The sequence below is a fragment of the Dissulfurispira sp. genome (assembly GCF_036745535.1).
Classification (GTDB): domain Bacteria; phylum Nitrospirota; class Thermodesulfovibrionia; order Thermodesulfovibrionales; family Dissulfurispiraceae; genus Dissulfurispira.
Genome location: NZ_DAIOFX010000020.1, coordinates 1 through 25,904, shown reverse-complemented (window position 1 = coordinate 25,904; position 25,904 = coordinate 1). Strand labels below are relative to the sequence as shown.

The following is a 25,904-nucleotide window of genomic DNA, read 5'->3' as shown; positions in this document are numbered from 1 at the left end:
ACAATGGGGAAAGAAGCCCTTAAAGGAATTTACACAAAATGATTGACACTACCGACAGACTTTTTAAAAATATTTTTAACTACTCCAGATTTTAGAAATGAGGTTATAACAACATATCAAAAATCAGGAAGCAAATAAAATGCTTAAAAATATAGCACTTACAGTTATTTTACTGTTAGTAAATGTAAACATCATCTCATGTGACGATAATAACAGAAACGGTAAATCAGCTACTTTAAAAGAATAATGAAAAATATTTTATTTTTCAATAGCTTTTCTGTTAATTCTTATAGTTATAAAATCGAAACTAAATATGAAAAATTTTTATTTTTCAATAACTTTTTCACTAATCCCTTTGGCCACAGAAAGGAGAGTAACAAATGAAAATCATATTATTAAGTTTACTGTCAATACTATTTTTTACTGCTAACACATTCGCACTTGACACAAGCACTGAAACTGGAAAGACGCAAAAACAAGACATTGAAAGAAGTAAAAGCCTTAAAAAGTCAAAAGAAGAAAAAGAGAGTAGAGGCAAAAGAAAATCCGATACCGTAACTACAGGTATTGACAAGCAGACACAGGAAACGATTAAGGCAATAGGTCAAGCTATGAGTCAAAGCGAAGCAGATGTCACTTTACCGCTTGAGGCAGTATTCATGGATAGAATATTACACAGCTTGAAGGTAATACAGAGCCTTTTAAGACTTGTAGGATAGTCACAGCGCCGAAACTCTCTCGGGATTTAAAATTTCTCATACTGCTTCTATCTGTTTCCATCATTGCCCTCTCAGCAGCTTTATTCCTTCGAGGACTAATGATAAAGGACTTCAGGGAATATCTGGAAGGCGAGCTTGAGGACAGGGTTTATTGGGTAATGGCAGACCTTGAAGGTACATATGAAAAATATTCTGGATGGAACAAGGAAGTTATCGGCGAGGATGCGATATGGGCGTTGATGCTGGGCATTGAGATAAGAATCTTTGATATTGACGGCAAACTTGTAATGAATACCGAGAATGCTCTCGGCACACTGTCTCCTCTGGTAAAAAACGTGTGATGTCTATCTCTGAACTCAGGGCAGCAGAAAAGGGCAGCAGGTTTCTACCATACCCTCTTTTTTGGGAGGTAAGGAAATCGGCCTCCTTGAAGTAAGATTCCTGAAGCCAAAGAAAGAGAACATTTTTATAGAAAGGTCAAACAGGTTCCTTGTAATTTCTCTTTTTGGATTAGGCGGTTTGGCTGTTTTTCATTGGTCTGCCTTATTCCAAGGTTCAGGCGATGAATGGATGGTGGGATGGGCCTTATGGAGATTACTGTCCTATGTGGGGATGGTATGGGGCAAAAAACCTGTGAGGACTATAAAGGAAGCAGAAAGAATTCTTAAGGATTATTTTTCAAAATATGAAGATATAAAGATAGGCAAGGTTAAGGAGAGGGAATGGTTTTTTGAGGCGGATATTAAAGATAAAAACAATAATCTGATTGATAAAGTGATAATAGACAAAAGGACGGGCAGGATAAGGTCAATATATTAGCATAGGAGGCAGGTATGATGCGTAATTGGATGTGGGGTGGGATGGAATGTACGGATACGGTATGGGCTGGGGATGGTTTGGCCTTATTCTGATGATAATCTTCTGGGGGTTGGTAATCTTGGGAATTGTCTATCTTGTAAAGGCGCTTACTGGTAGAGGCGCATCTCCCAAAGAAGAAACTGCCCTTGACATTCTTAAAAAGAGATATGCAAAGGGAGAAATTGATGCGGAGAGTTTGAGAGAAAGAAAAAGGATTTAGAGTCCTGACCGCACAATAATTGTAGAAAATGTTTATGGAGTTGATTTATGCACCAAAAATTCAGCAGTATTGCTTATATTAAGATGCTAAGAAGATTGCTTATATTATTTATACTTGTTGTCTATACCTTCATCCCCTCTGTTCACAGTATAGCCTGTGATGAGCATGTATCGCCATCCCATGGAAGAGTGATTGACATCAGCTATAAAAACCTTCCACAAACAAATGTGACATTCTCTATAACCGACACTGATAGACATGATGATAAACCATCTACTAAAAACGAAGCTGCCAATTGTTGCTCTACATGTTGTAATACTATCGGAGGGATTAGTTCTCACAATTACAACACTATCTTTATATCAGTCTCTTTAGTCCCCAAACCAGTGTTTATTGCCTTTTTAGAACCTGTGTTCTCAATCAACAAACCGCCTCAAAATTAATCTTTCTCACCCATTAGTTAACAGCCGTAATTAATCATTGTAGGGAGTGTTATATCCGCTCAAGGATATTACTGCGCATTACGGTTAACACCAAAGTTTATTAAGGAGGTTTGTTTAATGCTACGAGGTGTGAAGCTGAAAACAATAATGGACATTGTCCTCATATGCCAATATTCTCACCTATCAGTGGTGTAGTAATTGAAAAGAGTGTATCTCAAGGCGAGGTTGTAGGTATTGAGAAGTATCTCTTTACAGTGGCAGACCTTTCAATGATGACATGCTTGATGAAGTGGTAGAAACAATACAGAAAAATGCCCATACAGGGAACAAAGGCGACGGGAAGATATTCGTCTATGATGTCAAAGATGCCATAAGAATAATGACAGGTGAGCGCGGCGAAGCCGCTGCATAACAATTTTTGATTTATGATTTCAGATTTTGGATTTAAAATTTTGAAATCTGCAATCAACAATCAGCAATTTATAAGGGGAGGATTTAAGATGAGAAGGTTATCGGTTTTTATAATGATGATAGTTTTAGGAATATTTGTTATTGCTGGCAGCGCAATAGCTGGTGAAAAAGAGATAATGGCAAAATCACAAAGCGAGAGAACGGATGTCTTCAGCGAAGTTAAGGAAGAAGGCATGCCACCTAAGGGCTTTGTTGATGTTGTAATTAAGGCGTCTATAAAGACCCACCTTGAGGGCTATTATATCATGGAGTCTAAGGAATCTCTTCATGGGAAACCTGAATATCCGTTTGTCTTGAATATAGATGGACAGGGTGTTTTATGGAAAGCGGATGGACAGAGGCATATAGTTCCTGCATATGATGACAAAGGCAAAGCAAACACCGATCCGGAAGCAGGCGAGGGAATGAAATATGTCCTTGAAAAAAAGAATCAGGCTTGCTGCTGGTTCGCACAGAATATTCTTTGGACTCCCAGAGGATAAGTATTCTGTAGAGGTTGAAATTGCCCTTAAAGAGGGAGAGTCGGCTGTCTTAGAATTTAAGCCTGTTTACAGATACAAGACACGTCCTTATCGTATCCCCGCATTTTTAAATGGGATCAAAGGTTACGAAGTATTTTGGGACGGGAAACAGCTTCAATAAAGGCTAAAAGCAAACGAATCAGGCGGAGTTTTTTGCTCCGCCTGAAAGATATCTTCGCTCCTTCTGATACAATCTTTGCATTTTATCTGCCAATTTGAGATAATAGAAAAATTAAGTTGTTATTTCATCTCTGATAGTTTTGCCGGAGCACAGGGACTTGGATTTCACACATATAATAAGACAGATTGCGATTACCGCTGTTCCTATCCTTATAGCGATCATCCTGCATGAGGTTGCCCACGGCTATGTTGCCTACAAACTGGGTGATCCAACTGCAAAAATGTTGGGCAGGCTGACGCTGAACCCAATAGCCCATATCGATATGTTCGGTACAATCATCATACCGCTGCTTTTATTTGTTTTTACCAATGGTCAGTTTGTCTTCGGCTATGCAAAGCCTGTCCCGATAAATCCGTATAACTTCAAAAATCCCAAACGTGATATGGCAATATCGGCAGCAGGCGGGCCTGCCACAAATATATTACTGGCAATTTTAAGCGTACTATTTCTTAAATACGCAGTAATCCCTGCATCTGCCTTTGTGTCCGATGATGTGGTGGCAAAGGTGATCAAACCTATGGTAATGATGCTTACGGCCAACGTAACCATAAATGTGATACTGGCATCTTTCAATCTGATACCCATTCCGCCATTGGACGGAGGCAGGGTTCTCATGGGACTGCTGCCGCATAAGCAGGCACAGGCGCTTGGAAAGCTTGAGCCTTTCGGGATGATTATAGTATTGATACTCGTGATGACAGGTATGGCAGGTTATATAATAATGCCTTTGATAAGATTGTTTCTGGGCTTAATCGATATGGTTTAGCATGGCAATAATTCGTAATCATGGATGTCGTAATTATGGATGGCAGGTGTTCTAAAAAGACTTTAATAGCGATACCTTAGAGCCGATCCCTCCTGCTGTTTAAGGGCAATTTCAGTATCACCTGTCCATTCAGCAAAGAAACAGGCAGCAAAATAATCTCATCGCATTATTAAAGGCTTTGAGGAACACCTGCCATCCATAAAAGAAGATTTAAAGGGAGGAAATATGGATAGAGAGCGTGTGCTGAGCGGCATGCAGGCGAGCGGGAAAGTTCATTTGGGAAATCTTGTCGGAGCCCTCAAGAATTGGGTAAATCTGCAGGACAAATACGACTGTTTCTATTTTGTCGCTGACTGGCATGCACTCACAACAGGATATGCAACCCCATCCACTATAAAGGAGAGCACACAGGACCTCCTGATAAATTTCATTGCTGCTGGTTTAGACCCTGACAAATCGACAATTTTCATTCAGTCCATGGTTCCGCAGCATGCAGAATTGCATCTTCTTTTATCCATGATAACTCCAATCGGATGGCTTGAGAGGGTTCCAACATACAAAGAGAAACAGGAACAGTTAAAAGATAGAGACCTTTCGACATATGGTTTTCTTGGCTATCCTGTTTTGCAGGCCGCTGACATAATTATTTACAGGGCAAAGCATGTGCCTGTTGGAATTGACCAGTTCCCGCACCTTGAGATATCGAGGGAGATTGCGAGGAGGTTTAATTATCTCTATAAAGAGGTATTCCCTGAGCCTGAAGGGCTGCTCACAGAGTTTCCGAAGGTTCCGGGTCTTGACGGAAGGAAGATGTCAAAGAGCTATGACAATGCAATCTATTTGAGCGATACTCCAGAGGTTGTCGAGCAGAAGATTAGGACAATGATGACAGACCCTGCAAGGAAAAGAAAGACGGATAAAGGAGAGCCGGAGTTATCACCTGTTTACCACCTGCACAAGATATTCTCTTCAGAAGAGGAACTCAAAGAGGTTGCCCACGGGTGCAGGACAGCAGGAATAGGGTGTATAGACTGTAAAAAAATACTGATAAAGAATGTATTTGCATACATGGAGCCGATATGGAAAAAGAGGAATGAACTGATTTCAAATCCTGACATGGTTTTTGAGATAGCCAGAAAAGGCTCCGAGAAGGCAGGAAGAGTGGCTGAGGAGACGATGAAACTTGTAAGAGAGGCGATGGGGCTGGCCTGATCAGTCAAAGTCCGCATATATCTCTCCGAGGTTTATCCCTGCGATGTTTCCCCTTTCATCTAATGCAGGCGGAATATTTCAAACTCAAATCAGGTGTGTCTGGAAATCTTCTTTGCCGCAACGGCATGAACTACGGATATATAGTATTATGAAATGAAATTGCAAACAAGTCAGCGGATGGCTTACAGCCACCGCTGATTTAGCCCATATTTTGCTGTTTCAATCTTAACACAATTTATATTTAGTGTGATAAACTTAAAATGTAAATGCTGCAATGCCTATTTTGCAGGAAAGGAGGGTTATAAATGACTGTTGTTGAAAGGTGGCTAAAGAGCTGCATATGAAGCCAAAAGAGCTTTTAAAGGAAAGCGTTAAAACCTATCTTGAACAGAGACTTTCAAAAATAGATGCGGAGTTTTTCTTGATTGCAAAAAAAAATACGGAGTGAAGGATGTCTTTGACTTGAATGCAAAGGTAAAGAGTGGATTGGTTAGCGAAAGCGAAGCATATGACGATTATTTTGCATTAGATAACCTTGAGGCAGAGAAGGAGAAAATAAAAAATTTTCTGGAAAAACTATAATGACCCCCCTTATCCTTGTCACAAACGATGATGGTGTTCATTCGCCAGGAATAATCGCCCTTTTTAAGGCGATGAAGGAGATAGGGGATGCTTATATCGTTGCCCCCGACAGGGAGAGGAGTGCGGTCGGCCATGCACTCACGCTTCACAGGCCTTTAAAAGTCGAGGAACTTCGTGAAAATGTCTTCAGCGTAAACGGTACACCGACAGACTGCGTTGCTTTAGCCATCCATAAAATATTGCCGAGGAGGCCTGACCTTGTTGCATCGGGAATAAACAGGGGAGCAAATCTTGGAGATGACATAACATATTCAGGAACTGTTTCCGCTGCAATAGAAGGGACTATTCTCAGTGTTCCGTCATTTGCCATTTCCCTTGTTGGAGATAAGCCATTCCATTGCGAGACCGCTGCTCCTTTTGCCATCGAAGTTGCGAAATATATTCTTGAGAAATCTCTGCCATATGACACACTTCTTAATGTCAATGTCCCTAATGTCCCAAGGAGGGATATGATTAAGGGTATGAAGATTACAAGGCAGGGCAAAAGGGTGTATGATAGTGCCATACAGGATATATTTTCTCCATGGGGCGACAAACATTACTGGATTGGAGGGGGAAAGCCTTATTGGGAGCATGGAGAAGACATGGATATTCAGGCTGTGCTCGATAATTATGTCTCTGTAACGCCGATACATCTTGATTTAACTAATTATGAGGCACTGGAGTATTTAAAAAAGACATGGAAACAGTCATGAAATACGATGTCATTATAGTCGGTGCAGGTCCTGCAGGAATATTTTCTGCTCTGGAGCTTATGGAAAAGTCTCCTGAGTTAAGGATTCTCATTGTCGAGAAGGGAAAAGACATCGACAAAAGGCAATGCCCCATGGATACACAGGATGTGCCCTGCATGTCATGCCCTGAATGCGATCTTGTGAGCGGTTGGGGCGGCGCCGGTGCATTCAGTGACGGAAAACTCAATCTATCTCCGGAAATAGGCGGATTCCTTTCGAGATATGTTGATATGGCGACCCTTCAGTCATTAATAGATTATGTGGATGGCATATATGTAAAGCATGGTGCTCCTGAGAAACTTTACGGAGGCGATGAAAAAGAGATCGCCAGGATAAAGGACATTGCTGCAAAGAATGACCTCACATTTGTTCCATCAAAGATAAGACATATAGGTACGGACAGGTGCAGGGATGTGTTGAAAAGGATGAGGGAGGCTGTCAATGGAAAGGTTTCAGCAGTATTTGAGACAGATGTACAGCATATAATTGTAGAAAAGAAAAAGGCTGTGGGAATAAAACTAAAAGACGGTCAGGAGATATTCTCGGATTATGTTATCCTTGCGCCGGGAAGGGCATCGGCTAAGTGGCTTGAAACAGAGTCCAGAAGACTCAAGCTTACATTGCTTAAAAACCCTGTGGACATTGGAGTAAGGGTGGAGGTGCCTGCTCCTGTCCTTGAACCGCTTACGAGTATTACTTACGAGCCTAAGCTGATATTTTATTCAAAGAAGTTTGACGACAAGGTAAGGACATTCTGCGTTAATCCATACGGAGAGGTAGTGAAGGAGCATATAAAGGACATATGGACTGTGAACGGCCACAGCTATGCAGAGAGGAGAACAAACAATACCAATTTTGCAATCCTCGTAAGCACTTTTTTTACAGAGCCATTTGATGAGCCCATATCATACGGCACATATATAGCAAGGCTTGCCAATTTCCTCGGAGGAGGCGTTATTGTCCAGAGACTTGGCGATCTCATAAAGGGAAGGCGTTCAACGCATGAGCGCATATCAAAGGGAATAGTGGAGCCTACATTAAAGGATGCAACACCCGGAGATCTGAGCTTTGTCTTTCCATACCGCTATCTGTCCGATATTATGGAGATGCTTGAGGCTGTGGATAAAGTCGCTCCTGGTATTAACTCACGACATACGCTCCTTTATGGCGTGGAGGTGAAGTTCTATTCAATGCAGGTCAAGCTTACAGATGGACTTGAAACAGAGATAAAGAATCTCTTTGCCATTGGCGACGGTGCTGGTGTCAGCAGAGGGCTTATTCAGGCATCGGCCTCAGGAGTAATAGCAGCGAGGGAAATATTAAAGAGACATGGACGACTTTAAGCGACTCCGGTGAAGAAAAAAGTGACAGGCTACTTTTCAGGCAAATTCAGGCAAGCAGTAGTTTTCTCATACGCCTGATGTAGCGGAGAGAGAAGATATTAGGAAGAATAAAAGGGGACAGGCTACTTTTTAAATGACAAATTCAGCGAAACATCGGATTTTTCATCGGCCGGAGGCAGGGAGCTGCAGGCTCATAAATGGAAAGGAGAATTCAGGCTTTGTTTATGAGAGGCAGGAATTTTGAGATGGAAACGACAGAGACATTATGCACGATAGGAAGGACGAGACCATCGGGTCACGCAGGCAATGGGTTGATAACGGTTATGGAGTCAAAATGTTTAAAATGTTCGCTGTTAGTGGTATGAATCGCATAGACCCCGTTGTCTATCATAGTGGCTATGAGGAGATAGTCAAAGATAGATTGGGATTTAGGGCTATGTTTTTCAATAAGCCCGGTTATCGTGGCGATAGTTTGAGGCGTAGGGGCGATGACGCGAATATTGCTGCTTTTATAAAATCAAATAAGCTCTTTTGCCTTTACTGAAGACAGAGGGTTCTTGACCCTTCTTTTGTCGGTAATGACAGCATAAAGTTCCACTTCGTTAACTGCAGTATTCATAGTGGGCATGGACGACTATAAGAAGCTCAGGGATATGATGGTTGATTACCAACTCATCCCGAGGGGGATAAAGGACGAGCGCGTCCTTGCTGCCATGAGGAAGGTTCCACGCCATTTATTCGTACCCGATTTTATAAGACACAGCGCCTATGACGATATAGCACTGCCAATAGGCGATGACCAGACCATATCACAGCCTTATATGGTTGCAGTGATGACAGAGTTGCTGGAACTGAGAGGAGATGAAAAGGTGCTGGAAGTCGGGACAGGCTCAGGCTATCAGGCAGCACTATTGGCGGAATTGGCAAGAGAGGTTTATACAGTAGAAAGGATTTCCACTCTTGCAGATGGAGCAAGAAGGAGACTGACAGACCTCGGATACGAAAATGTATATGTAATAGTTAGCGATGGTACAAAGGGTCTGGAGGATAAGGCACCTTTTGATAGGATTATAGTCACTGCTGCTGCTCCAAAAATCCCCGAACCCCTGATAAATCAACTGAAGGATGGCGGGATTATCGTAGCGCCTGTTGGAGAGAGGTTTTCTCAGATATTGATAAAGGGCAAAAAAGAGAAGGGCATGCTCATCGAAGAGTACCATACTCCGTGCGTCTTTGTTCCGCTTGTGGGAGAATATGGGTGGAAGGGATAAGAAGTTGTTTAGTTTCTTAATAAAAAAGTTCTTGACCTTTTGTTTTTAAATCAATAAAATGTCTAAGTATGAGAAGAGAAAAATCAATATACGAGCTGCAAGCAGAAATCTGCAAGATACTCTCCAGCCCCAAGAGAATAGAGATAATCAGCGCATTAAAGGATGGGGAAAAGACCGTTGCGGAGCTTGTGGATATCCTGGGAACCCCAAAGGCCAATGTATCCCAGCATCTTGCTGTAATGAGGCTCAAGGGCATACTGAAGAGCAGAAGGGATGGCGTGAATATCTATTACAGCATAGCCAACCCTAAAGTAGTTCAGGCATGCTCCCTCATGAGGGAAGTGCTCAATGAGCTGTTGATGGAGAGAAGCAGGATGGCTGAACTGGTCAGAAAGGCCTAATCAATCCTGCCTTAATTCATCCCTTAAAAGACCTATCTGGTCTGAATTTCGGGCTTGACATATTTTATTATCCCGTGTTATTACTTATAGGCTTTTTTAGCCCCAAAACGTTATAAGATTCAGTATTACACTATAACGCATAACGCAAATGGAGAAACCTTCAATGGCCCTTGCAACATTTAAAGGAGGAATTCATCCGCCTGATAAGAAGGAGCTTTCCAAAGACAAGACAATTTCCCCAACTAAACCACCTAAAAGAGTTGTTATCCCGCTTGTTCAGCATATAGGAGCACCGTGTAAATTGGCTGTCGGTGTTGGACAGGAGGCAAAGAAGGGTGAGGTTATAGGCACTCCTGAGGGATTTGTCTCCGCTCCTGTTCATTCATCGGTTTCAGGAAAAGTTATTGCTATTGGAGATTTTCCCCTTGCCACCGGCAGGATGGTCACATCCGTTGTAATCGAGAACGACGGCAAGGAGGAGTGGACGTCATTAAAGGACAATCCCGATTATATGAAGCTCTCCCCCGATGAATTAAAGGCAAAGGTAAAGGATGCAGGAATAGTGGGAATGGGAGGGGCAGCATTTCCTACCCATGTCAAACTGTCGCCTCCAAAGGAAAAGCCTGTGGATGTGGTTATACTCAATGGCGCCGAGTGCGAGCCTTATCTCACAGCCGACTACAGACTTATGATAGAAAGGCCTCAGGAGGTTGTGGAAGGCCTGAAAATATTAATGAAGATTCTCGGCGTTAATAAAGGCTTTATAGGAATAGAGGATAACAAACCAGATGCTGTTGAGGCTATGAAAAAGGCTGCATCGGGAGAGCCGAACATCGAGGTCTGCGCCCTTGAAGTAAAATATCCGCAGGGGGCAGAGAAGATGCTCATAAAGGCAGCTGTCGGCAGGGAAGTGCCGCCGAGGGGACTCCCCATGGATGTGGGTGTTGTTGTGCAGAATATCGGTACGGCAGTGGCGGTTTATGAGGCAGCAAGGTATGGCAAGCCCCTTATCGAGAGGGTTGTTACCGTAACCGGAGAGGGAATAAAAGAGCCGAAGAATCTCATTGTGAAAATAGGCACACTGGTGTCTGATTTAATAGAGGAATGCGGAGGATTCAAGTCAGAGATAGCAAAGGTCATATCAGGAGGCCCAATGATGGGCTTTGCAATGTATTCTCTGGATGTGCCCGTAACCAAAGGTACATCAGGAGTCCTCGTCCTTCCCGAAGAAGATGTTGTCCATGCCGAAGGTTTTGGTCCGTGCATTAGATGCGGAAGGTGCATCGATATATGCCCCATGGGATTAATGCCATCAATGCTGAGTGTGCTTTCTGAAAAGGGCTTTTACGAAGAGACGAAGGACTACAATCTCTTTGACTGTTTTGAGTGCGGCTCATGCACATATGTATGCCCGTCGAAAAGGCCTATAGTACAATTTATAAGACTTGCCAAATCATTGGTAAAACCTTAATTGGAGGCTAAATTGGCAGAAGTAAAAAAGGAACATCAATTAATAGTATCTGTAAGTCCCCACATAAAGAGCGAAGAGACTACAAGCAGGATTATGTGGAGTGTGAATGCCTCGCTCCTTCCTGCAACCGTAATGGGGGCATATTTCTTTGGTCCAAGGGCTGTATTTACAGTAGCCATTTCAATAATAGCGGCTGTGCTTTCCGAATATATATTCCAGAAGGCACTCAAAAAGAAGGTCACTGTAACGGACGGAAGCGCATTCCTTACTGGATTGCTTTTAGGAATGAACCTTCCACCCTCCATTCCAATTTATATCCCTATCGTAGGTTCTTTTGTGGCAGTAGTCATCACAAAGCAGTTGTTCGGGGGATTAGGGTTTAATGTTTTTAATCCTGCATTGATAGGAAGGGCGTTTCTCCTTATTTCGTTTCCGAGGCTTATGACAATATGGAAGGAACCCACTGCAGCATTTGTACAGCTTGATGCAAAAACCACAGCTACACCCCTCGGAATACTGAAAGAAGAGGGAGTGGAAAAATTGATGGAGGTATTCGGAGACAAGATCAACCTCTATGCACAGCTTTTTGTAGGACACAGGGCAGGCTCTATCGGCGAGACATCATCAATTGCGCTCCTTATAGGGGCCGCATTTCTTTTTTACAGGGGTTATATTTCATGGCATATTCCTATTTCATTCCTCGGTACTGCGGCTGTTATGGCATGGATATTCGGTGCAAAAGGAGCATTGTTCGCAGGAGACCCTATTGTCCACCTTCTGAGCGGTGGTATGCTACTTGGTGCATTCTTCATGGCAACAGACTATGTCACATGCCCTTCTGTAAAAAAAGGCCAGATACTCTTCGGTATTGGCTGCGGATTTCTCACCATGCTCATAAGATTGAAGGGAGGCTATCCCGAAGGCGTCATGTTTGCAATACTCATCATGAACTGTTTTTCTCCTCTTATAGACAGAGGCTTTAAGACAAAGGTCTTCGGAGCAATTAAACAGACAAAGGAGATCAAGAGATGACAGGCAGAGATATTATAAAGATAACCATAAACCTCGTTATCGTGTATCTCATAGGAGGGGCCATCCTTGCGGCAGTTTATGCCAAGACCTCGCCTATTATGTATAAAAACGCTGTAATCGAAAAAGAGAGGGCACTTAAAAAGCTTATGCCGGATGCTGACAAAATAGAAAAAATGGGAGACTGGAAACCGCACGAAAAGGCGGCGGAATATTTTATAGCCAAAAAAGGCAATGAAATTATAGGCTATGTTGTCCAGTCCTTTGGAAAGGGTTATTCGAGCTACATCAATGTGTTGATTGCGGTTGACAAAGATCTAAAGGTGCAGAAGATTGATATCCTCTCGCACGCGGAAACACCCGGACTTGGAGACGAGATAGAAAAGGACGAGTTTAAAAATCAGTTCAAAGATAAGGATATAGACCACATAAAACTCGTAAAGACAGAAACAACAGAGTACATACAGGCAATAAGCGGAGTAACGATTTCGAGTAGGGCAGTTACCGATGATGCGGTCAAAAAGGGTCTGAACCAGATAATCACTGCCGTAAAAGGAGGGACTGATGGCGCAGCACAGCACAAGCACGATTAATTATAAAGAACTTATACTTAACGGAATAGTCAAGGAAAACACCATATTCAAGCTCGCCCTCAGCCTTTGTCCTGCAATAGCCGTTACAAGCGGCCTCAAAAACGGGGTGTTAATGGGAGTTGCGGTTTTGTTTGTGCAGGTAATGGTTAACGCAACAATTTCTTTAATAAGAAATTTCATCCATCCGAAGGTCAGGCTTCCGATATTTATGCTTGTCATATCGGGCTGGGTTACGGTCACCGATCTGACTATGGCGGCTGCTGTTCCAGATGTATACAAGCAGATGGGATTGTATATACAGTTGATTGTTGCTTTTGCATCAATACTTGCACGGGCAGAGATGTTTGCGAGCAAAAACAAGATCGCTCCGTCTATGGCGGACGGCATAGGAATGGGCATCGGATTTTTGTTCGCACTGACCGTTATAAGCTTCTTCAGGGAGTTAATAGGCAAGGGTTCATTGTGGGGCATGCCCATAGTGCATGCAAAACCACTTTTAATAATGATTTTGCCCGCAGGAGGCTTTTTTGCGGTGGGCATACTGATGGCCTTTTTCAACTGGATAGACATGAGATATTTAAAGAAGTCATCAGTCAGTAGTCATTAGTCATTAAAAAAGTAACAACTAATAACCCATGACGATTGATCTGAGAGGAGGAGATAAATGGGCAGCGAATTCACAAAGCTTTTTGAGCTGATTATATCGGCGTCACTCATAAATAACTTCGTCTTTACGAGATTCCTGGGTCTCTGCATATTCTTTGGCGTTTCCAAAAAGATGGAGACCGCTGTGGGCATGAGCATTACCTTTACAGCGGTTATGATGATAAACGCATCATTGAGCTGGCTCATCTTTAATTACGTGATGATTCCACTGGATATTACATTTTTAAAGATTATCGTGTTCATAGGTGTTGTAGCAGGCCTGGTGCAGGCATCGGATACCATAATGAGGAAGGTGGCTCCGGGGCTTTACTATAAGCTCGGCATCTACCTTGCCCTTATTTCAACAAACTGTATCATCCTTGCAGTCCCTTTGATTAATGCAGGAGAGAAATACAGCTTTATCCAGAGCCTTGCCTTCGGCCTCGGCTCGGGTCTCGGTTTTGCCCTTGCACTGATAATAATGGCGAGCATCAGAGAGAAACTGGAGCTTGCAGATGTGCCGGCGCCTTTTAAGGGTCTGCCCATGGCCTTTGTTATTACAGGACTGATTGCCCTTGCATTCACAGGTTTCTCAGGATTGATTACGCTTTAGTTAGAGCAGCATAACAGAAGATCGGTCATCAGATTGTTGTTTTTTGTTGCTGCTGCTTATAATAAAAATTAAGGAGTAAATTTATGTTTGATAGCTTTATGATTAAGAAAATAAAGAAGACAAATACCGTTACCCTTTTGCTCTACTGTTCTGCTGCTCTACTGCTCTTTTGTCCTTCTGCTCTTTATGCTGGCGTCGGCGGAGCTGTTGAGGCAAAGGAGCATGTGGATCTCGTTCCTGTACTGAAGTTCACGCTGGTATTTCTTGCGGGCATAGGAGCGGTATTCGGTCTTGGTCTTGCCATTGCCGCAAAAAGGTTTGCGGTTAAAATTGACCCTCGCGTGGAACAGGTAAAGGATGTTCTTGCCCATGCGCATTGCGGTGCATGCGGCTATGCAGGATGCGAACAGTATGCAGAGGCTGTTGTCAATAATCCTGATGTCCCTCCCAATCTCTGCACACCTGCAGGAGCAAGGGGTGCAGAGGCTGTTGCATTGATTACAGGCAAAAAAGCTGAGGCGAGGGAGCCCATATTCGCAAGGATAATGTGTCAGGGAGGCTGGAGCAAGTCGACAAAGAGATTCAAATACGAAGGAGTCGAGGACTGCAGGGCAGCGGTTCTGGCAGGCGGAGGCGACAAGTCATGCATATACGGTTGCCTCGGCTACGGCACATGCGCAAGGGTCTGTCCATTTGGAGCAATAACAATGAACGATGACCATCTCCCTGTTGTCGATATAACCAAATGCACAGGATGCAGAAAGTGTGAGGCAGCATGTCCCAAGAAGGTCATAGAAGTGCTGCCTGCTTCAAAGGCTGTCCTTGTTGCCTGCCATTCAAAAGATAAAGGTATAGATGTAAGAAAACACTGCCAGGTTGGATGCATCGCCTGCGGCAAGTGTGTGAAGGTCTGCCCGTTTGATGCACCGTCCATTTCCAACAACCTCTCAAGGATAGATATCGATAAATGCAGGGTGTGCGGCTTATGCGTCGGGGTATGTCCCACAAATGCCATTGTGGACTTTATCCCGCAGAGACCGAAGGCATTTGTCACGGATAAATGCATAGGATGCCAGATATGCACGAAGGTATGCCCTGTGAATGCAGCCGTTGGCGAGCCAAAGAAGATGCACTCAATAGACAAGGATAAATGCATTGGCTGCGGGATATGCACTGCAAAGTGTCCTGTACAGGCAATTGACGGCACATTTAACGCAGCAGAGGTCTTTGCAGCCGCTGCAGCAAAGAAGAAAAAGGCAGAGGCAGCCTGAGAATAAAGAAAATCCTTGACATTTTGGGCAATATAGGTTACAAATATACCTGTATGAAATGGGTCAGGGGTCAGGCTGAAGAGCCCGCCTTATTAAGACGGGACAGGAAGCCGGAATTAAAAACCAAAGCAGTGGATAAGAGAGGCCTATGTCTTATCCTCTGCATTCTTATTTCTCTTTTCTGTTTTCTTGTTGCCCCGGCTTATGCCAATGTAACTAACAGTAGTGCCGACTCAAATCAGAATCCTGAACTAAAAGCCCAGAAGCCTGCCCAAATATATGCCCGAACAAATGATAATCCCTTAATTGCAGCAGCAGACCTGTCATCAGATGATAAGCATAATGCTGTTCAGGAAAGCACCGAATCATCAGAGAATGTCAGTCAGCCTAAAAGCGATAAATCACGGGGTAATGCCGAAAAAGGACAGACTTCACTGATACCGTCCAATGCAAATTCTCCTCTTGGCATATCATACAAATCTAATGAGACGGCAATAAAGGCGATAGAGAAGAATATCGCCTTATTTAAAGACAGGATTAAAAAGAGGTTCTCTGTCTGGCTCGAAAGGTCAGCAAAGTATATAGAAATAATGCAGGATGTACTAAAGGAAAAGGGTATGCCGGAGGAACTGGTGTTTCTTCCCATAGTGGAGAGCGGCTTCAATCCGAATGCCTATTCGCGTGCTCGGGCAGTTGGGCCGTGGCAGTTCATTGCCTCCACAGCCAAGAGATACGGTCTTGTGATTGACTGGTGGAGGGATGAGAGGAAAGACCCTGTAAAATCCACGCACGCAGCAGCAGAGTATCTCAAGGACCTGTATCAGATGTTCGGCTCATGGAAGCTCGCCCTCGCTGCATATAATGCGGGTGAGGGAAGGATCAAGAAGGCCCTTAAAAGGACCGGTGCAGAGGATTACTGGGCACTTCTCAATACAAAGCAGATAAGGAATGAGACAAAGGAGTATGTCCCGAGATACATTGCTGCATCCATGATAGCGTCTACACCTGAGGAATACGGATTCCATGACCTTGCATATCACGAGCCTCTGGAATACGATGAGGTGAGCCTTAATTCGCCTGTTGATATCGAGATAATAGCAAAATGTGCTGAGGCCACTGTTGAGGATATAAGGGAGTTAAACCCTGAATTGAGGAGATGGAGCACACCGCCGAATGTCCAGAACTATACCATCAGGATACCTCTGGGGAGCAAGGATATCTTTATTGAAAATCTCAATAAGATCCCTGAGAAAGAGAGGTTCAGCATAGATACCTATAGGGTCAAAAACGGGGACAATCTCAAGAAGATAGCGAAAAAAGCAGGCGTCCCTGTGAATGTTATCCTCGCAATGAATTCCATGGCCGGCATAGAAGCTCTTGAGACAGGCGAAGAGATAAAGATACCGCCAAAGGGAAAGTATTATGCTGACCCGGATGATAAAATATCTGCAAAAAAGGTTTCTTATACTAAGAAAATATCAGGGGAAAAGTCCGGCAAGTCAAACAAAAAATCCGCCAAAAAAGTCAGCAAGGCAAAGAATAAAACCAAAACCAAAAAGATTTAACTTATTTTCTAAAAAGCCAGAACATTACCTATAAGTCATTGCTAAAGACTTGAAAACTTCTTCCTGAAACACATACCTAAACAGTCTTGGACAAATTTCCATTATATATGAACTTCGCTTTTAGTCCTTATTACCGCAAAATACGAAATGCCGCAAAAAGCACCTTTTGAAATTATTGAACTTTAATTTCTCTTTTTCCCATTTGTGCTATATTTTAATCATTAACCGGAGAAAACCGGAAGTTCGTATATTAAATGTTAGACTGAAAACAATAATATGAAAACAAAGGCACGTCAAAAATCAAAAGAGGGACATATCAGCTCAAAGCACTGGACCAGTATTCTCAAACTATACAGAGCGTGCTTAAATAACGCCAACGATTTAACAGCGGAAGCCGAGTTGCTATATAAACATGAACATTATGCTCGCGCTGTTACTTTATCGTTATTAGCTATGGAAGAAATTGGCAAGTCACAAATCGTTGCTGATTTCTTTAACGATATGGTTTCAAGTTCGGAATTAGAAAATGCATTCAAAAGACATGAATAAAATCAGCTTATAATTTTCGCATGTTCGTATTAGATAACATGACAATCCTTCAGATGGCAAGAAATATCATAAATGGCGAATGGATTCGATTTATGTTGATTACGCCGGAGATTATGAAGCGCAGGAACCAAAAGATCAATTTTCTAAAGAAGATGCTCGTAAAGCGATTGATTTTGTTCAAAAGGAAATAAATGATATTTTACAAATAGAGTGTGCTACCGAACGGATAGGATCAAAATCTTTTATGAAATGATTCAATAACTGCAACAAGTTAGAGACAAACTGTCAAATGAACGAAGAAGAACATAGAATAACTGAAAAAGAGTACAGGGAATGTTTTGGTCTGGATGCAGCCAATGATAGTCGAGCAGCAAAGGCACTTGATCATGCACTCGATATAAGAAAATTTGAAATTGAGCTCTACTGGAAAAGAGCGGCATATTTTTGGACTTTAATTGCCGCAGCATTTGCTGGCTACTTTGCAATTTTAGGTTCTGAACATCTCAAGAATAAAGAATACTTAGCCTATATTGTAGGTTCAATAGGACTTTTATTCACATGGGCGTGGTTCTTAGTTAATCGCGGCAGTAAATATTGGCAAGAAAACTGGGAAAACCACGTGGACATGCTTGAAGATAAATTTACAGGTCCGCTGTATAAAACTGTTTTACATCGCCCCCGGATAAAAATGTTGAAAGATTTTTCACTGGGCCGCTGGCTATATCAGCGTCAAAAACAAATCAGTGGGTCAGCCTATTTACCCTATGTATCTGGCTTGAACTTATAGCACATACCCTTCAGAATGTTATCCGGCAAACCTTAATCATCTTGTAGTAGGCGTGATTACGATCTTGTTTGGTATTTTGATATTTGTGAGGGGAAAAACGTATAAAGGATCGTATGACCACATCGCCAAAAAGCGAGAAACAGGAATTATATAATAGAGTCTAACATAGCGCTTCAAGGGATCGCGCGGAACTGCCGCGCTCCCCTTGAGCTTCGATGTTATACTAAAATATAGATAGAAAACAATGCCTATAATCAGCAGGTTCTTTGGAATAATTATTTATATGTTCTGGCGTGACCACCAGCCTCCCTACTTCCATGCGAGATACGGGGACGAGGAAGTTACCGTTGAGATTGAAACAGGAAAGGTCACAGGCCATGTCACTCAAAGGGCAATGAATATGATTCAAGAATGGAGAGAACAACATAAAGAGGAATTGCTGGCAGACTGGAAGCTGGCTGAACAAAATAAACCCTTAGCCCGGATTAGTCCATTGGAGTAAAGAGATGATACTTCATGTCAAAGAAGCAAAATACCTTCATGATTACGTAATTTGGCTAAAATTTAATGATGGCGCTGAAGGCGAAGTCAACCTTAAAGATGAACTTTATGGGGAAGTTTTCGAACCACTCAAGGATTTAGAAATGTTCAAATCTTTCAGGGTAGACCCGGTTCTCGAGACTATTGTTTGGGAAAATGGAGCCGACCTTGCTCCTGAATTCCTATACGACAAGATGAAAGTGCTGGCGTAACAACTCGCTCGTACAGATGGCATTCCGCTACCACACAATTCAATAGTTACGCATATTTCTACCGCAAATCCGCAGTTTTATTTCTCTCCCAACCTTGCCTTTGCCTCATTCAGAAAAGCCGATTTCGGGAATTTATTGATTAGTTCTCTGTATTTGTTTTTGGCGTCTTCAGTTTTCCCGGACAGTTCCAGTATCTTTCCGGTTTCAAGCAATGCCAGATCCTGAAGGGGGATGTCTTTGATGTTTAAAATGTTTTTCAGGGAAGCAAGTGCATTATCCATGTCCCCCTTTTTAACATATGCCATTGCCATCTTATAATATGAAAGAGAGATAACCTTCGGGTCTGAGAACTGGTTGTTAAGATCCTTCAATGTCTTTATTGCTTCGTCATAGCTTCCCAATTCATACTGGCAGTTTGCAATATACAGGAGGACATCGGGTCTTTTCCGTGTTGCATAGGATTTTTTGAACATCTCCAGCGCCTGTTTGTACCTTTCTGCAGGCGGAATAAGCATAGCCTGGTAATCACCATGGAATAATCTGTACCCCTCGAGCTCAAGCTCAAGTGCTTTGTTTGAAGATGTCTTTTTGTATACAGCAAATCCACCAATTGATATTGCCAGTACAATGAAAACAGTTACGGCATAAACCAAAGTACGCTGTCTTTCCTTTAATCGCTGCCTTATATCGACAACGGTCTCTCTCAGGTCTTCTTCTGTAGCGATGCCCCTTTTCTCGGTGCGCCTTTTTATTGCCTTTGGCATTTATCAACCTCCAAGTGCTTTTTTTACAAGTTTTTCCGCATGTTGGAATATAGAGTCTATTTCTTTATCCTCAATTCCTGCAGACATAAGTATCTGCCGCGCAAAGTTTTTTGTAATAAGGTCAGACGGAGAATGGGCGTCGGTGTTCAGTATTAAGGGAATGCCTAAATTTAATGCCCATTTTGCCACATGTCCATTGGAAAGGCTGTGCCCTTTGCGCGCAGTTATTTCAAGGGTTATCCCTTTTTCTTTTGCAAACAAAAGGTCATCATTGCTGATCAATCCAGGATGTGCAAGTATATCTGCGCCTGCCTCAATGGCCGCCCTATTTGTGCCTTCGGCAACCGGCTCTACAATGGACTCTCCATGTACTACGACTATTTTAGCGCCGAGCTTTCTTGCCTCTTTTACCATATCAGGTATTAACGAAGGCGGGACATGGGTGATTTCTGCTCCGGGGATTATCTCTATAGAGACATGGTTCTTTAATGCACTTACTGCCTTGACAATCCTTGGGATTATCAGGTCTATGTTTGACTGGTCCATGTGGTCTGTAATTGCAATGGCCCCATATCCCATTGCAAAAGCCCTTCTTGCAAGCTCTGCAGGGATGAGTTCTCCATCGCTGAATATGCTGTGGGTGTGCAGGTCAATCATAATTGCGTAATCCGTAATGCGTAATCCGTAATTAGTAGCTTATCACTCATTACGCATCACGCATTTCCTATCACAAACTTTTAAGAATACAGGAAAAATCGATAAAAAGTAAAGACAATGGCTCTAATAGATAAAGATATTATTTGATATAATAACTTGAAATAATATAGATTATAGGTGGCAATAAGGATAAGTCTCTCAGAAAAATTTTTACCTCTAAAGTCATATCGGTCTCTCCCGAGACTCCTGTTTCAGAAGCTGTCTCCTTAATGGAGAAAAATAAGATAAGCTGTCTTGTGGTTGTCCGGGATAAAAAACCTGTGGGCATTTTTACAGAACGTGATTTTGTTATTGCGGTGCATCGCCAGAACCATCTTGACAGCCTTGAGATAAAGGAGCTGATGACCAAGCAGCCGATTACTGCAAACATAGATACAAATATATATGAGGCGTATAGCTTGCTGGAGACAAACAGGATAAGACATCTAATTATAGTGGACTCAAGCGGCGACCTCTCCGGAGTGATTACACAATCGGATATTATGAAGAATTTAGGGTTGGAGTATTTTGTCGAGATCAAAAATATATCAAAGATCATGACAAAGAATGTGGTGACAGCCGGTAAGGATTTCCTGCTCAGGGATGCCATATCGAGGATGGCGGAGTACTCCATCAGCTGCATAGTCGTTGAAGATGACAGATGTCCTGCGGGCATATTGACCGAGCGTGATGTGGTGCGCCTGTTTAAGGCAGGGGTCGATATGAACAGCTTGAAGGTAGAGGAAGTAATGGCACATCCTGTCAGGATTATATCTTCAAGTGCACCTGTTCATGAGGCAGCAAGAGTCATGAATAAGGAAAAGATCCGCAGGCTGGTGGTGGTGGACAAGGAGGGCAGGATAGCATGACTTATTACACAATCAGACATCATAAAGAGGATCGAGGAGCGGTATATAGAATTTCTCAAGGAGATTATAAGGGGAAAGGAAGAGGTACTGCAGGAGACACGGAAAATGCTCAGCGAGAAGACAGTCCTCGAAAACATACTCCGCTCCTCCACCTCTATGGCCATTGTAGCCATGGACCATGATTTCCGCATCGTGTATTACAACCCTGTGGCAGAAAAGATATTCGGATACAGGGCAGATAAGGTCATCGGGCGCACGGCTATGGATATGCATTTAGAGAGAAAGGCGAACTCATCCCTTTTTGAAAAGGCAGTGGAGACGGTCAGGCACAACGGGTCGTATAAGTATACATTCGAACAAAAGAGGGAAGGTGAAATCCGGTTTATCGAGGCGACTGTATCCGGCATATGGGAGGGAAATAATAATCTGGCAGGGTTTGTTTTAATGGCACGGGATATCACCGAGCACAAGAGACTGGAAGAAGAACTTTTGAAGGCACAGAAGCTCGAATCCATCGGGGTGCTTGCCGGCGGCATTGCACACGACTTCAATAATCTGCTGACAGGCATTCTTAACTGTATCACCCTTTCAAAATCCTCTGTAAAACCCGAAGATAAGGTATTCGAGAGTTTGACCATGGCGGAGAAGGCATCCAGGCTTGCAAAGGACTTAACTCATCAATTATTTACTTTTGCAAAAATCGGAGAGCCTGTTAAAAAATGACCTCCATTGCTGAAATTATAAAGGATGCCGCCGACCTTATCCCAACCGATTTCAATGCAAAATGCGAGGTCTCCATACCAGACGACCTCTGGCCTGTGGATGTCGATAAAGGACAGATGGCCGTGTATTCCATAATCTGATCATAAATGCAAAGGAGGCCATGCCACGCGGCGGGGTAATCACGATTAATGCCGAGAACATAGACATCAGTACGAGAGACGGCCTTCCTCTAAAAGAGGGAAGATATATAAAAATTTCCATGGAAGATCAGGGACACGGCATCCCGAGGAAAAATTTGCAGAAGATATTTGATCCCTATTTCACGACTAAACAGCGTGGAAGCAAAAGAGGCATGGGTCTTGGTCTTGCCATATGTATTCGATAGTTAAAAACCATGACGGCCACATCACCTTAGCATCAGAAGAAGGAACAGGAACAACCTTCTCTATCTACCTTCCTGCTCCGCGGATGTTCTGAAAATCTCGCATCAGCTTTCAAACACCCTGCCGAACATATAATCCACATTCCTCAGGTAGTAGTGCAGGTCAAATATTTCCTCTATCTCCTTAGGCGAGAGATGTTTTGTTATGTCGCTGTCCTCCTGGAGGAGTTTCATAAAACTCACACCCCTCTTCCAACTTTCCATGGCGTTCTTTTGCACCATTGTATATGCATCCTCGCGGGTTATGCCCTTCTCGGTAAGGGCGAGCATAACCCTCTGGGAATTATAAAGGCCGTAGCTCCTGTCCATATTTGCCTTCATCCTTTCGGGGTACACATGCATGTCTTTAAGTATTCCCTTTAATCTGTTCAGCATGTAGTCGACAAGTATTATGCTGTCCGGGATGATTACTCTTTCCACCGATGAATGGGATATATCCCTCTCATGCCATAGGGCGATGTTTTCTAGTGCAGCTATGGCATTGGAACGGACAATCCTTGCAAGGCCCGAAAGGTTTTCACATCCAACAGGATTCCTCTTGTGAGGCATTGCAGATGAGCCCTTCTGTCCTACGCTGAAAGGCTCTTCAGCCTCAAGCACCTCTGTCCTCTGGAGATGTCTTATTTCAACAGCGATCTTTTCGATGCATGCCGCAATAAGGGCAAGGGTTGTCATGTATTCTGCATGTCTGTCCCTCTGGACAACCTGGGTTGCTACAGGCTCGGGTTTGAGTCCGAGCTTGTTGCACACCATTTCTTCCAGTTCGGTTGGGATATTTGAGAATGTTCCAACTGCACCGGAGAGCTTGCCGATACTTATAACATCCTTTGCAGTCTCCATCCTTCTAAGACTTCTTTTTGCATCTTCATACCAGAGGGCGAATTTAAGTCCAAAGGTCATGGGCTCTGCATGAACTCCGTGACTTCTGCCGATGCATGGAACAGTCTTATATTTGAATGCCTGTTCTTTTAAAACGCCCATCAACTCTTTAATGTCTTTTATGATAATGTCTGATGCCTCCCTCATGAGGAGGGAGAGGGCTGTGTCAACCACATCGGATGACGTGAGCCCTTTATGTATGAACCGCGACTCAGGGCCTACAAACTCTGAAACGGATGTAAGAAATGCAATGACATCATGTTTTACTGTCCTTTCAACCTCGTCAATCCTCGCTATATCGAACTTTGCTTTTTCTTTTATCACCTTGAGGGCATCCTCCGGGATTTCACCCAATTCTGCCCATGCCTCGCATACGGCTATCTCCACATCGAGCCATTTCTGAAACCTGTTTTCAGGCTCCCAGAGTCTTCCCATTTCAGTGCGTGTATATCTCGGTATCATAATGCCTCCCTATTCATAGTTTAAGCAGCCTCTCTATTTTAATCGAACCCTTCGAAACTTTTCCAATTCCGAAGAGTCTTCCTTCAGGGTCTTTGAGCCTGATAAATGGTGAGATGGTGAATGGGTGAATGGGCGAATCTGGCGTATAAGTAATCGGGTTCCCGTTTTTGGCCTTCTTCAAATTGTCGCCTTCCAATATTATCTCCGGCAGATGCTTTAATGCAGAGTCTATGGGATATAAAGATGCGGTCTTATGAGGCAGTTCGCCTATCTTTGCGGAGTTTTCTATGGAGAACTGTCCTATTCTCGTGCGGACAAGTTCCACCATATGTGCGCCTGCACCAAGGGCATTGCCGATGTCATTGCATAATGAGCGCATATATGTGCCTTTTGAACAGGAGACTCTCAATTTCAGGAAGGGGGATTCAAAGCTCAATATTTCTATGGAATAGATAATCACCTTTCGGGGCTTTCTTTCAATCTCGATGCCCTTTCTGGCTAACTTGTAAAGGGGCTCCCCGGAAACCTTGATTGCCGAATACATGGGAGGTGCCTGTTCGATCTCGCCTGTGAATCTCTGGATTATCTCTTTTATTTCTTCAATTTGAAATTTGAAATTTGAAATTTGAAATTTTTTGATTACTTTGCCTTCGGCGTCATATGTATCGGTGCTTTCACCCAGCTTTGCGGTCATAATGTACTCCTTGTCGATGTTAGAAAGAAGGGATGAAATCTTTGTAGCCTCGTTCAGACAGATGAGGAGAACCCCTGTGGCAATAGGGTCGAGGGTTCCTGCATGACCGGCCTTTCTGACTTTAAGGAGTTTTTTTATAGCTGTAACAGCATCGTGCGAAGTAATGCCGTAATCCTTGTTGAGGTTTATGATGATGTTCATACGAATCGATGCCCTTTATTATAAATCAGTTAGCTGTTTGGTGTGGAATGTGTCTGGTATTGATAAAGCTTAATAGGTTGTCCCAATCCCTTCAATTCGATAAATATCATGAAACTGTATTCAGGAGGCCTCCTATCATCACCGGGTCTTTTTGTTGCTGAGATATTAACTGCCCAGCACTGCTCTGAATAAATAGTATTGATTGATGAATCTCTCAAACCATCCTTTGAGTCATACCACATATTGGCGCTTACAGACCACTTCTTGGTAATGGCCGAATCAATGCCGAATGTATAGAAATATTTTTCATCCGAATTAGAGTATCTTTCTCCAAAGCTTATTGCTGTTTTATCCATCACTTTAAAACTGAGCGAAGAGTTAACCGTCTCGGCTCTTCCCTTATTAGGGTCGTATGACATATCGAAGTTTAAGCTAAAAGGACCGCTAAATGACGCATTTACTGCAGTAAGCGACAGGGGTCTATCTCCTGCATTAAAGTTTAAAGACTGTGATAGACTTGCCGTCAGCGTGAAATGTTTAGATGTAAGACTGTTATATAGAGAGAAACTTGCCACCGAGGTCTTGTCGAAGAGTTCTGTTGAATCAAAAATAGGCAGTGGATGACTTTCTGGAATGAAACTATAGGAAAAAGAAGGCTCTATGATATGTGTGAATGACTCGTAACGTTTGATAAATCTTGTCAATGCACTTGCCCTGTACTCAAAGGTTTCTCTGTGTGGTGACGAACCATAAGACGCTCCGTCTTTGAGATTATATGCCGTTTCCCTCAGGGAAAGTGACTGGAATATGGGCACTGTCTCTCCAAAGGAATAGGAGACAGTTGGGTTTATATCCAGACGCTGTCCTCTCTCGCCCCTTTGCCGATAGAAATTGGCCACACTTGAGTTCATGGAGAACATAAGCGGGCCAATGTTCGTAGGATTGACCACATATCCTAATTCCGGCAACTTTTTGGGCACGGCAGTATGCCCTTCTTTGAGGTCTATCCATTGCTGTCCCAAAAGGTATAAACGCGAGTCAGGAAGCGGTACGGAAATCTCACCTGTCGACTGGAGGAACCTCTGTATCCTCTGGTCTCTTTTATAGCCGTACTCTT

Annotated in this window: 32 protein-coding genes and 1 pseudogene; 28 read left to right on the top strand and 5 right to left on the bottom strand. The window is 43.1% G+C overall.

The genetic code is table 11. From position 1 onward, the window contains the following. The first annotated feature begins 380 nt into the window (after window positions 1–380). The 24 genes and pseudogenes from V7L97_RS05485 (at window position 381) to V7L97_RS05370 (ending at window position 19,057) form a co-directional block, all read left to right on the top strand. The gene (locus V7L97_RS05485) at window positions 381–719 is read left to right on the top strand and encodes a hypothetical protein (protein WP_333654013.1); all 339 of its coding nucleotides are present in this window, start codon (window positions 381–383) and stop codon (window positions 717–719) included. A gap of 98 nt (window positions 720–817) precedes the next feature. Further along, entirely contained in the window at window positions 818–1,060 is a 243-nt protein-coding gene (locus V7L97_RS05480; RefSeq protein ID WP_333654012.1) for a hypothetical protein, read from the top strand. 61 nt (window positions 1,061–1,121) lie between these two features. Then, entirely contained in the window at window positions 1,122–1,538 is a 417-nt protein-coding gene (locus tag V7L97_RS05475; RefSeq protein ID WP_333654011.1) for a hypothetical protein, read from the top strand. Window positions 1,539–1,584: 46 nt separating this feature from the next. Further along, complete coding sequence (locus V7L97_RS05470; RefSeq protein WP_333654010.1) at window positions 1,585–1,797, top strand: SHOCT domain-containing protein; 213 nt, start codon at window positions 1,585–1,587, stop codon at window positions 1,795–1,797. Window positions 1,798–2,541: 744 nt separating this feature from the next. Then, window positions 2,542–2,652, top strand: a pseudogene (locus V7L97_RS05465) (P-II family nitrogen regulator); the annotation flags it as partial. An 88-nt stretch (window positions 2,653–2,740) separates the two neighbouring features. Further along, window positions 2,741–3,193 carry a hypothetical protein gene (locus tag V7L97_RS05460; RefSeq protein ID WP_333654007.1) on the top strand — a complete coding sequence of 151 codons (453 nt, stop codon included), beginning with the start codon at window positions 2,741–2,743 and terminating at the stop codon, window positions 3,191–3,193. Between the two features lie 317 nt (window positions 3,194–3,510). Continuing rightward, a complete protein-coding gene (locus tag V7L97_RS05455; protein WP_333654005.1) occupies window positions 3,511–4,179 on the top strand; it encodes a site-2 protease family protein in 669 nt (222 codons plus the stop codon). A 225-nt stretch (window positions 4,180–4,404) separates the two neighbouring features. Further along, a complete protein-coding gene (gene trpS / locus V7L97_RS05450; protein WP_333654003.1) occupies window positions 4,405–5,391 on the top strand; it encodes a tryptophan--tRNA ligase in 987 nt (328 codons plus the stop codon). A gap of 581 nt (window positions 5,392–5,972) precedes the next feature. Continuing rightward, window positions 5,973–6,728, top strand: coding sequence for a 5'/3'-nucleotidase SurE (gene surE, locus V7L97_RS05445; protein WP_333654002.1), 756 nt, complete (start codon window positions 5,973–5,975; stop codon window positions 6,726–6,728). Next, entirely contained in the window at window positions 6,713–8,110 is a 1,398-nt protein-coding gene (locus V7L97_RS05440) for an NAD(P)/FAD-dependent oxidoreductase (RefSeq protein WP_333654000.1), read from the top strand. The genes surE and V7L97_RS05440 overlap by 16 nt, the downstream gene beginning before the upstream one ends. A gap of 626 nt (window positions 8,111–8,736) precedes the next feature. Continuing rightward, window positions 8,737–9,381, top strand: a complete 645-nt coding sequence (locus V7L97_RS05435; RefSeq protein WP_333653998.1) for a protein-L-isoaspartate(D-aspartate) O-methyltransferase — start codon at window positions 8,737–8,739, stop codon at window positions 9,379–9,381. Window positions 9,382–9,449: 68 nt separating this feature from the next. After that, entirely contained in the window at window positions 9,450–9,782 is a 333-nt protein-coding gene (locus V7L97_RS05430; RefSeq protein ID WP_333653996.1) for an ArsR/SmtB family transcription factor, read from the top strand. Window positions 9,783–9,930: 148 nt separating this feature from the next. Then, window positions 9,931–11,253 (top strand): electron transport complex subunit RsxC, encoded by a 1,323-nt coding sequence (gene rsxC / locus V7L97_RS05425; protein ID WP_333653994.1) that lies wholly within the window; start codon window positions 9,931–9,933, stop codon window positions 11,251–11,253. A gap of 12 nt (window positions 11,254–11,265) precedes the next feature. Next, window positions 11,266–12,285, top strand: a complete 1,020-nt coding sequence (locus tag V7L97_RS05420; RefSeq protein WP_333653992.1) for an RnfABCDGE type electron transport complex subunit D — start codon at window positions 11,266–11,268, stop codon at window positions 12,283–12,285. Continuing rightward, complete coding sequence (locus V7L97_RS05415; protein WP_333653990.1) at window positions 12,282–12,875, top strand: RnfABCDGE type electron transport complex subunit G; 594 nt, start codon at window positions 12,282–12,284, stop codon at window positions 12,873–12,875. The genes V7L97_RS05420 and V7L97_RS05415 overlap by 4 nt, the downstream gene beginning before the upstream one ends. Further along, entirely contained in the window at window positions 12,847–13,482 is a 636-nt protein-coding gene (gene rsxE, locus V7L97_RS05410) for an electron transport complex subunit RsxE (protein ID WP_333653989.1), read from the top strand. The genes V7L97_RS05415 and rsxE overlap by 29 nt, the downstream gene beginning before the upstream one ends. A 57-nt stretch (window positions 13,483–13,539) precedes the next feature. Continuing rightward, entirely contained in the window at window positions 13,540–14,133 is a 594-nt protein-coding gene (locus tag V7L97_RS05405; protein ID WP_333653988.1) for an electron transport complex protein RnfA, read from the top strand. Between the two features lie 83 nt (window positions 14,134–14,216). After that, entirely contained in the window at window positions 14,217–15,404 is a 1,188-nt protein-coding gene (rnfB, locus tag V7L97_RS05400) for an RnfABCDGE type electron transport complex subunit B (protein WP_333653987.1), read from the top strand. Window positions 15,405–15,457: 53 nt separating this feature from the next. After that, window positions 15,458–16,969 carry a lytic transglycosylase domain-containing protein gene (locus V7L97_RS05395; RefSeq protein ID WP_333653985.1) on the top strand — a complete coding sequence of 504 codons (1,512 nt, stop codon included), beginning with the start codon at window positions 15,458–15,460 and terminating at the stop codon, window positions 16,967–16,969. A 276-nt stretch (window positions 16,970–17,245) separates the two neighbouring features. Further along, entirely contained in the window at window positions 17,246–17,518 is a 273-nt protein-coding gene (locus V7L97_RS05390; protein WP_333653984.1) for an AbiV family abortive infection protein, read from the top strand. Window positions 17,519–17,597: 79 nt separating this feature from the next. Next, window positions 17,598–17,771 (top strand): hypothetical protein, encoded by a 174-nt coding sequence (locus V7L97_RS05385; RefSeq protein WP_333653982.1) that lies wholly within the window; start codon window positions 17,598–17,600, stop codon window positions 17,769–17,771. A 36-nt stretch (window positions 17,772–17,807) separates the two neighbouring features. Beyond that, window positions 17,808–18,305, top strand: coding sequence for a RipA family octameric membrane protein (locus V7L97_RS05380; RefSeq protein ID WP_333653981.1), 498 nt, complete (start codon window positions 17,808–17,810; stop codon window positions 18,303–18,305). A gap of 244 nt (window positions 18,306–18,549) precedes the next feature. Continuing rightward, window positions 18,550–18,807 (top strand): DUF4160 domain-containing protein, encoded by a 258-nt coding sequence (locus V7L97_RS05375; protein ID WP_333653980.1) that lies wholly within the window; start codon window positions 18,550–18,552, stop codon window positions 18,805–18,807. A 4-nt stretch (window positions 18,808–18,811) separates the two neighbouring features. Next, window positions 18,812–19,057: a DUF2442 domain-containing protein gene (locus V7L97_RS05370; RefSeq protein WP_333653978.1), complete on the top strand. Its 246-nt coding sequence runs from the start codon at window positions 18,812–18,814 to the stop codon at window positions 19,055–19,057. A gap of 77 nt (window positions 19,058–19,134) precedes the next feature. On the opposite strand, the gene V7L97_RS05365 is transcribed toward V7L97_RS05370, so the two are convergent. Further along, window positions 19,135–19,821, bottom strand: a complete 687-nt coding sequence (locus V7L97_RS05365; protein ID WP_333653976.1) for a tetratricopeptide repeat protein — start codon at window positions 19,819–19,821, stop codon at window positions 19,135–19,137. A gap of 3 nt (window positions 19,822–19,824) precedes the next feature. After that, window positions 19,825–20,478, bottom strand: a complete 654-nt coding sequence (locus V7L97_RS05360; protein WP_333653974.1) for a histidinol phosphate phosphatase domain-containing protein — start codon at window positions 20,476–20,478, stop codon at window positions 19,825–19,827. Between the two features lie 170 nt (window positions 20,479–20,648). Between V7L97_RS05360 and V7L97_RS05355 the strand changes: the two genes are divergently transcribed. The 4 genes from V7L97_RS05355 (at window position 20,649) to V7L97_RS05340 (ending at window position 22,494) form a co-directional block, all read left to right on the top strand. Beyond that, window positions 20,649–21,386, top strand: a complete 738-nt coding sequence (locus tag V7L97_RS05355; RefSeq protein ID WP_333654014.1) for a CBS domain-containing protein — start codon at window positions 20,649–20,651, stop codon at window positions 21,384–21,386. 105 nt (window positions 21,387–21,491) lie between these two features. Continuing rightward, entirely contained in the window at window positions 21,492–22,109 is a 618-nt protein-coding gene (locus V7L97_RS05350; protein WP_333653971.1) for a PAS domain S-box protein, read from the top strand. Then, window positions 22,106–22,249, top strand: a complete 144-nt coding sequence (locus V7L97_RS05345) for a hypothetical protein (protein ID WP_333653969.1) — start codon at window positions 22,106–22,108, stop codon at window positions 22,247–22,249. The genes V7L97_RS05350 and V7L97_RS05345 overlap by 4 nt, the downstream gene beginning before the upstream one ends. A 20-nt stretch (window positions 22,250–22,269) precedes the next feature. Beyond that, window positions 22,270–22,494 (top strand): ATP-binding protein, encoded by a 225-nt coding sequence (locus V7L97_RS05340; RefSeq protein WP_333653967.1) that lies wholly within the window; start codon window positions 22,270–22,272, stop codon window positions 22,492–22,494. A 102-nt stretch (window positions 22,495–22,596) separates the two neighbouring features. On the opposite strand, the gene purB is transcribed toward V7L97_RS05340, so the two are convergent. From purB to lptD, 3 genes are all read right to left on the bottom strand, one after another. Next, window positions 22,597–23,892: an adenylosuccinate lyase gene (purB, locus tag V7L97_RS05335; RefSeq protein WP_333653965.1), complete on the bottom strand. Its 1,296-nt coding sequence runs from the start codon at window positions 23,890–23,892 to the stop codon at window positions 22,597–22,599. 13 nt (window positions 23,893–23,905) lie between these two features. Continuing rightward, a complete protein-coding gene (truB, locus tag V7L97_RS05330; protein ID WP_333653963.1) occupies window positions 23,906–24,787 on the bottom strand; it encodes a tRNA pseudouridine(55) synthase TruB in 882 nt (293 codons plus the stop codon). 29 nt (window positions 24,788–24,816) lie between these two features. Further along, a partial coding sequence (lptD, locus tag V7L97_RS05325) for an LPS assembly protein LptD (protein WP_333653961.1) occupies window positions 24,817–25,904 on the bottom strand: 1,088 nt, incomplete at its 5' end.

What these genes read in the sequence shown, in the direction of transcription:
- rsxE (WP_333653989.1), top strand. Translation starts at nt 12,847, where the DNA reads ATGGCGCAGCACAGCACAAGCACGATTAATTATAAAGAACTTATACTT.
- V7L97_RS05395 (WP_333653985.1), top strand. Translation starts at nt 15,458, where the DNA reads ATGAAATGGGTCAGGGGTCAGGCTGAAGAGCCCGCCTTATTAAGACGG.
- purB (WP_333653965.1), bottom strand. Translation starts at nt 23,892, where the DNA reads ATGATACCGAGATATACACGCACTGAAATGGGAAGACTCTGGGAGCCT.
- V7L97_RS05360 (WP_333653974.1), bottom strand. Translation starts at nt 20,478, where the DNA reads ATGATTGACCTGCACACCCACAGCATATTCAGCGATGGAGAACTCATC.
- V7L97_RS05385 (WP_333653982.1), top strand. Translation starts at nt 17,598, where the DNA reads ATGGATTCGATTTATGTTGATTACGCCGGAGATTATGAAGCGCAGGAA.
- surE (WP_333654002.1), top strand. Translation starts at nt 5,973, where the DNA reads ATGACCCCCCTTATCCTTGTCACAAACGATGATGGTGTTCATTCGCCA.
- rnfB (WP_333653987.1), top strand. Translation starts at nt 14,217, where the DNA reads ATGTTTGATAGCTTTATGATTAAGAAAATAAAGAAGACAAATACCGTT.
- V7L97_RS05405 (WP_333653988.1), top strand. Translation starts at nt 13,540, where the DNA reads ATGGGCAGCGAATTCACAAAGCTTTTTGAGCTGATTATATCGGCGTCA.
- truB (WP_333653963.1), bottom strand. Translation starts at nt 24,787, where the DNA reads ATGAACATCATCATAAACCTCAACAAGGATTACGGCATTACTTCGCAC.
- trpS (WP_333654003.1), top strand. Translation starts at nt 4,405, where the DNA reads ATGGATAGAGAGCGTGTGCTGAGCGGCATGCAGGCGAGCGGGAAAGTT.
- V7L97_RS05485 (WP_333654013.1), top strand. Translation starts at nt 381, where the DNA reads ATGAAAATCATATTATTAAGTTTACTGTCAATACTATTTTTTACTGCT.
- V7L97_RS05440 (WP_333654000.1), top strand. Translation starts at nt 6,713, where the DNA reads ATGGAAACAGTCATGAAATACGATGTCATTATAGTCGGTGCAGGTCCT.
- V7L97_RS05435 (WP_333653998.1), top strand. Translation starts at nt 8,737, where the DNA reads ATGGACGACTATAAGAAGCTCAGGGATATGATGGTTGATTACCAACTC.
- V7L97_RS05470 (WP_333654010.1), top strand. Translation starts at nt 1,585, where the DNA reads ATGTACGGATACGGTATGGGCTGGGGATGGTTTGGCCTTATTCTGATG.
- V7L97_RS05380 (WP_333653981.1), top strand. Translation starts at nt 17,808, where the DNA reads ATGAACGAAGAAGAACATAGAATAACTGAAAAAGAGTACAGGGAATGT.
- V7L97_RS05350 (WP_333653971.1), top strand. Translation starts at nt 21,492, where the DNA reads ATGCTCAGCGAGAAGACAGTCCTCGAAAACATACTCCGCTCCTCCACC.
- V7L97_RS05375 (WP_333653980.1), top strand. Translation starts at nt 18,550, where the DNA reads ATGCCTATAATCAGCAGGTTCTTTGGAATAATTATTTATATGTTCTGG.
- V7L97_RS05340 (WP_333653967.1), top strand. Translation starts at nt 22,270, where the DNA reads ATGCCACGCGGCGGGGTAATCACGATTAATGCCGAGAACATAGACATC.
- V7L97_RS05430 (WP_333653996.1), top strand. Translation starts at nt 9,450, where the DNA reads ATGAGAAGAGAAAAATCAATATACGAGCTGCAAGCAGAAATCTGCAAG.
- V7L97_RS05460 (WP_333654007.1), top strand. Translation starts at nt 2,741, where the DNA reads ATGAGAAGGTTATCGGTTTTTATAATGATGATAGTTTTAGGAATATTT.
- V7L97_RS05480 (WP_333654012.1), top strand. Translation starts at nt 818, where the DNA reads ATGATAAAGGACTTCAGGGAATATCTGGAAGGCGAGCTTGAGGACAGG.
- V7L97_RS05365 (WP_333653976.1), bottom strand. Translation starts at nt 19,821, where the DNA reads ATGCCAAAGGCAATAAAAAGGCGCACCGAGAAAAGGGGCATCGCTACA.
- rsxC (WP_333653994.1), top strand. Translation starts at nt 9,931, where the DNA reads ATGGAGAAACCTTCAATGGCCCTTGCAACATTTAAAGGAGGAATTCAT.
- V7L97_RS05390 (WP_333653984.1), top strand. Translation starts at nt 17,246, where the DNA reads ATGAAAACAAAGGCACGTCAAAAATCAAAAGAGGGACATATCAGCTCA.
- V7L97_RS05345 (WP_333653969.1), top strand. Translation starts at nt 22,106, where the DNA reads ATGACCTCCATTGCTGAAATTATAAAGGATGCCGCCGACCTTATCCCA.
- V7L97_RS05370 (WP_333653978.1), top strand. Translation starts at nt 18,812, where the DNA reads ATGATACTTCATGTCAAAGAAGCAAAATACCTTCATGATTACGTAATT.
- V7L97_RS05415 (WP_333653990.1), top strand. Translation starts at nt 12,282, where the DNA reads ATGACAGGCAGAGATATTATAAAGATAACCATAAACCTCGTTATCGTG.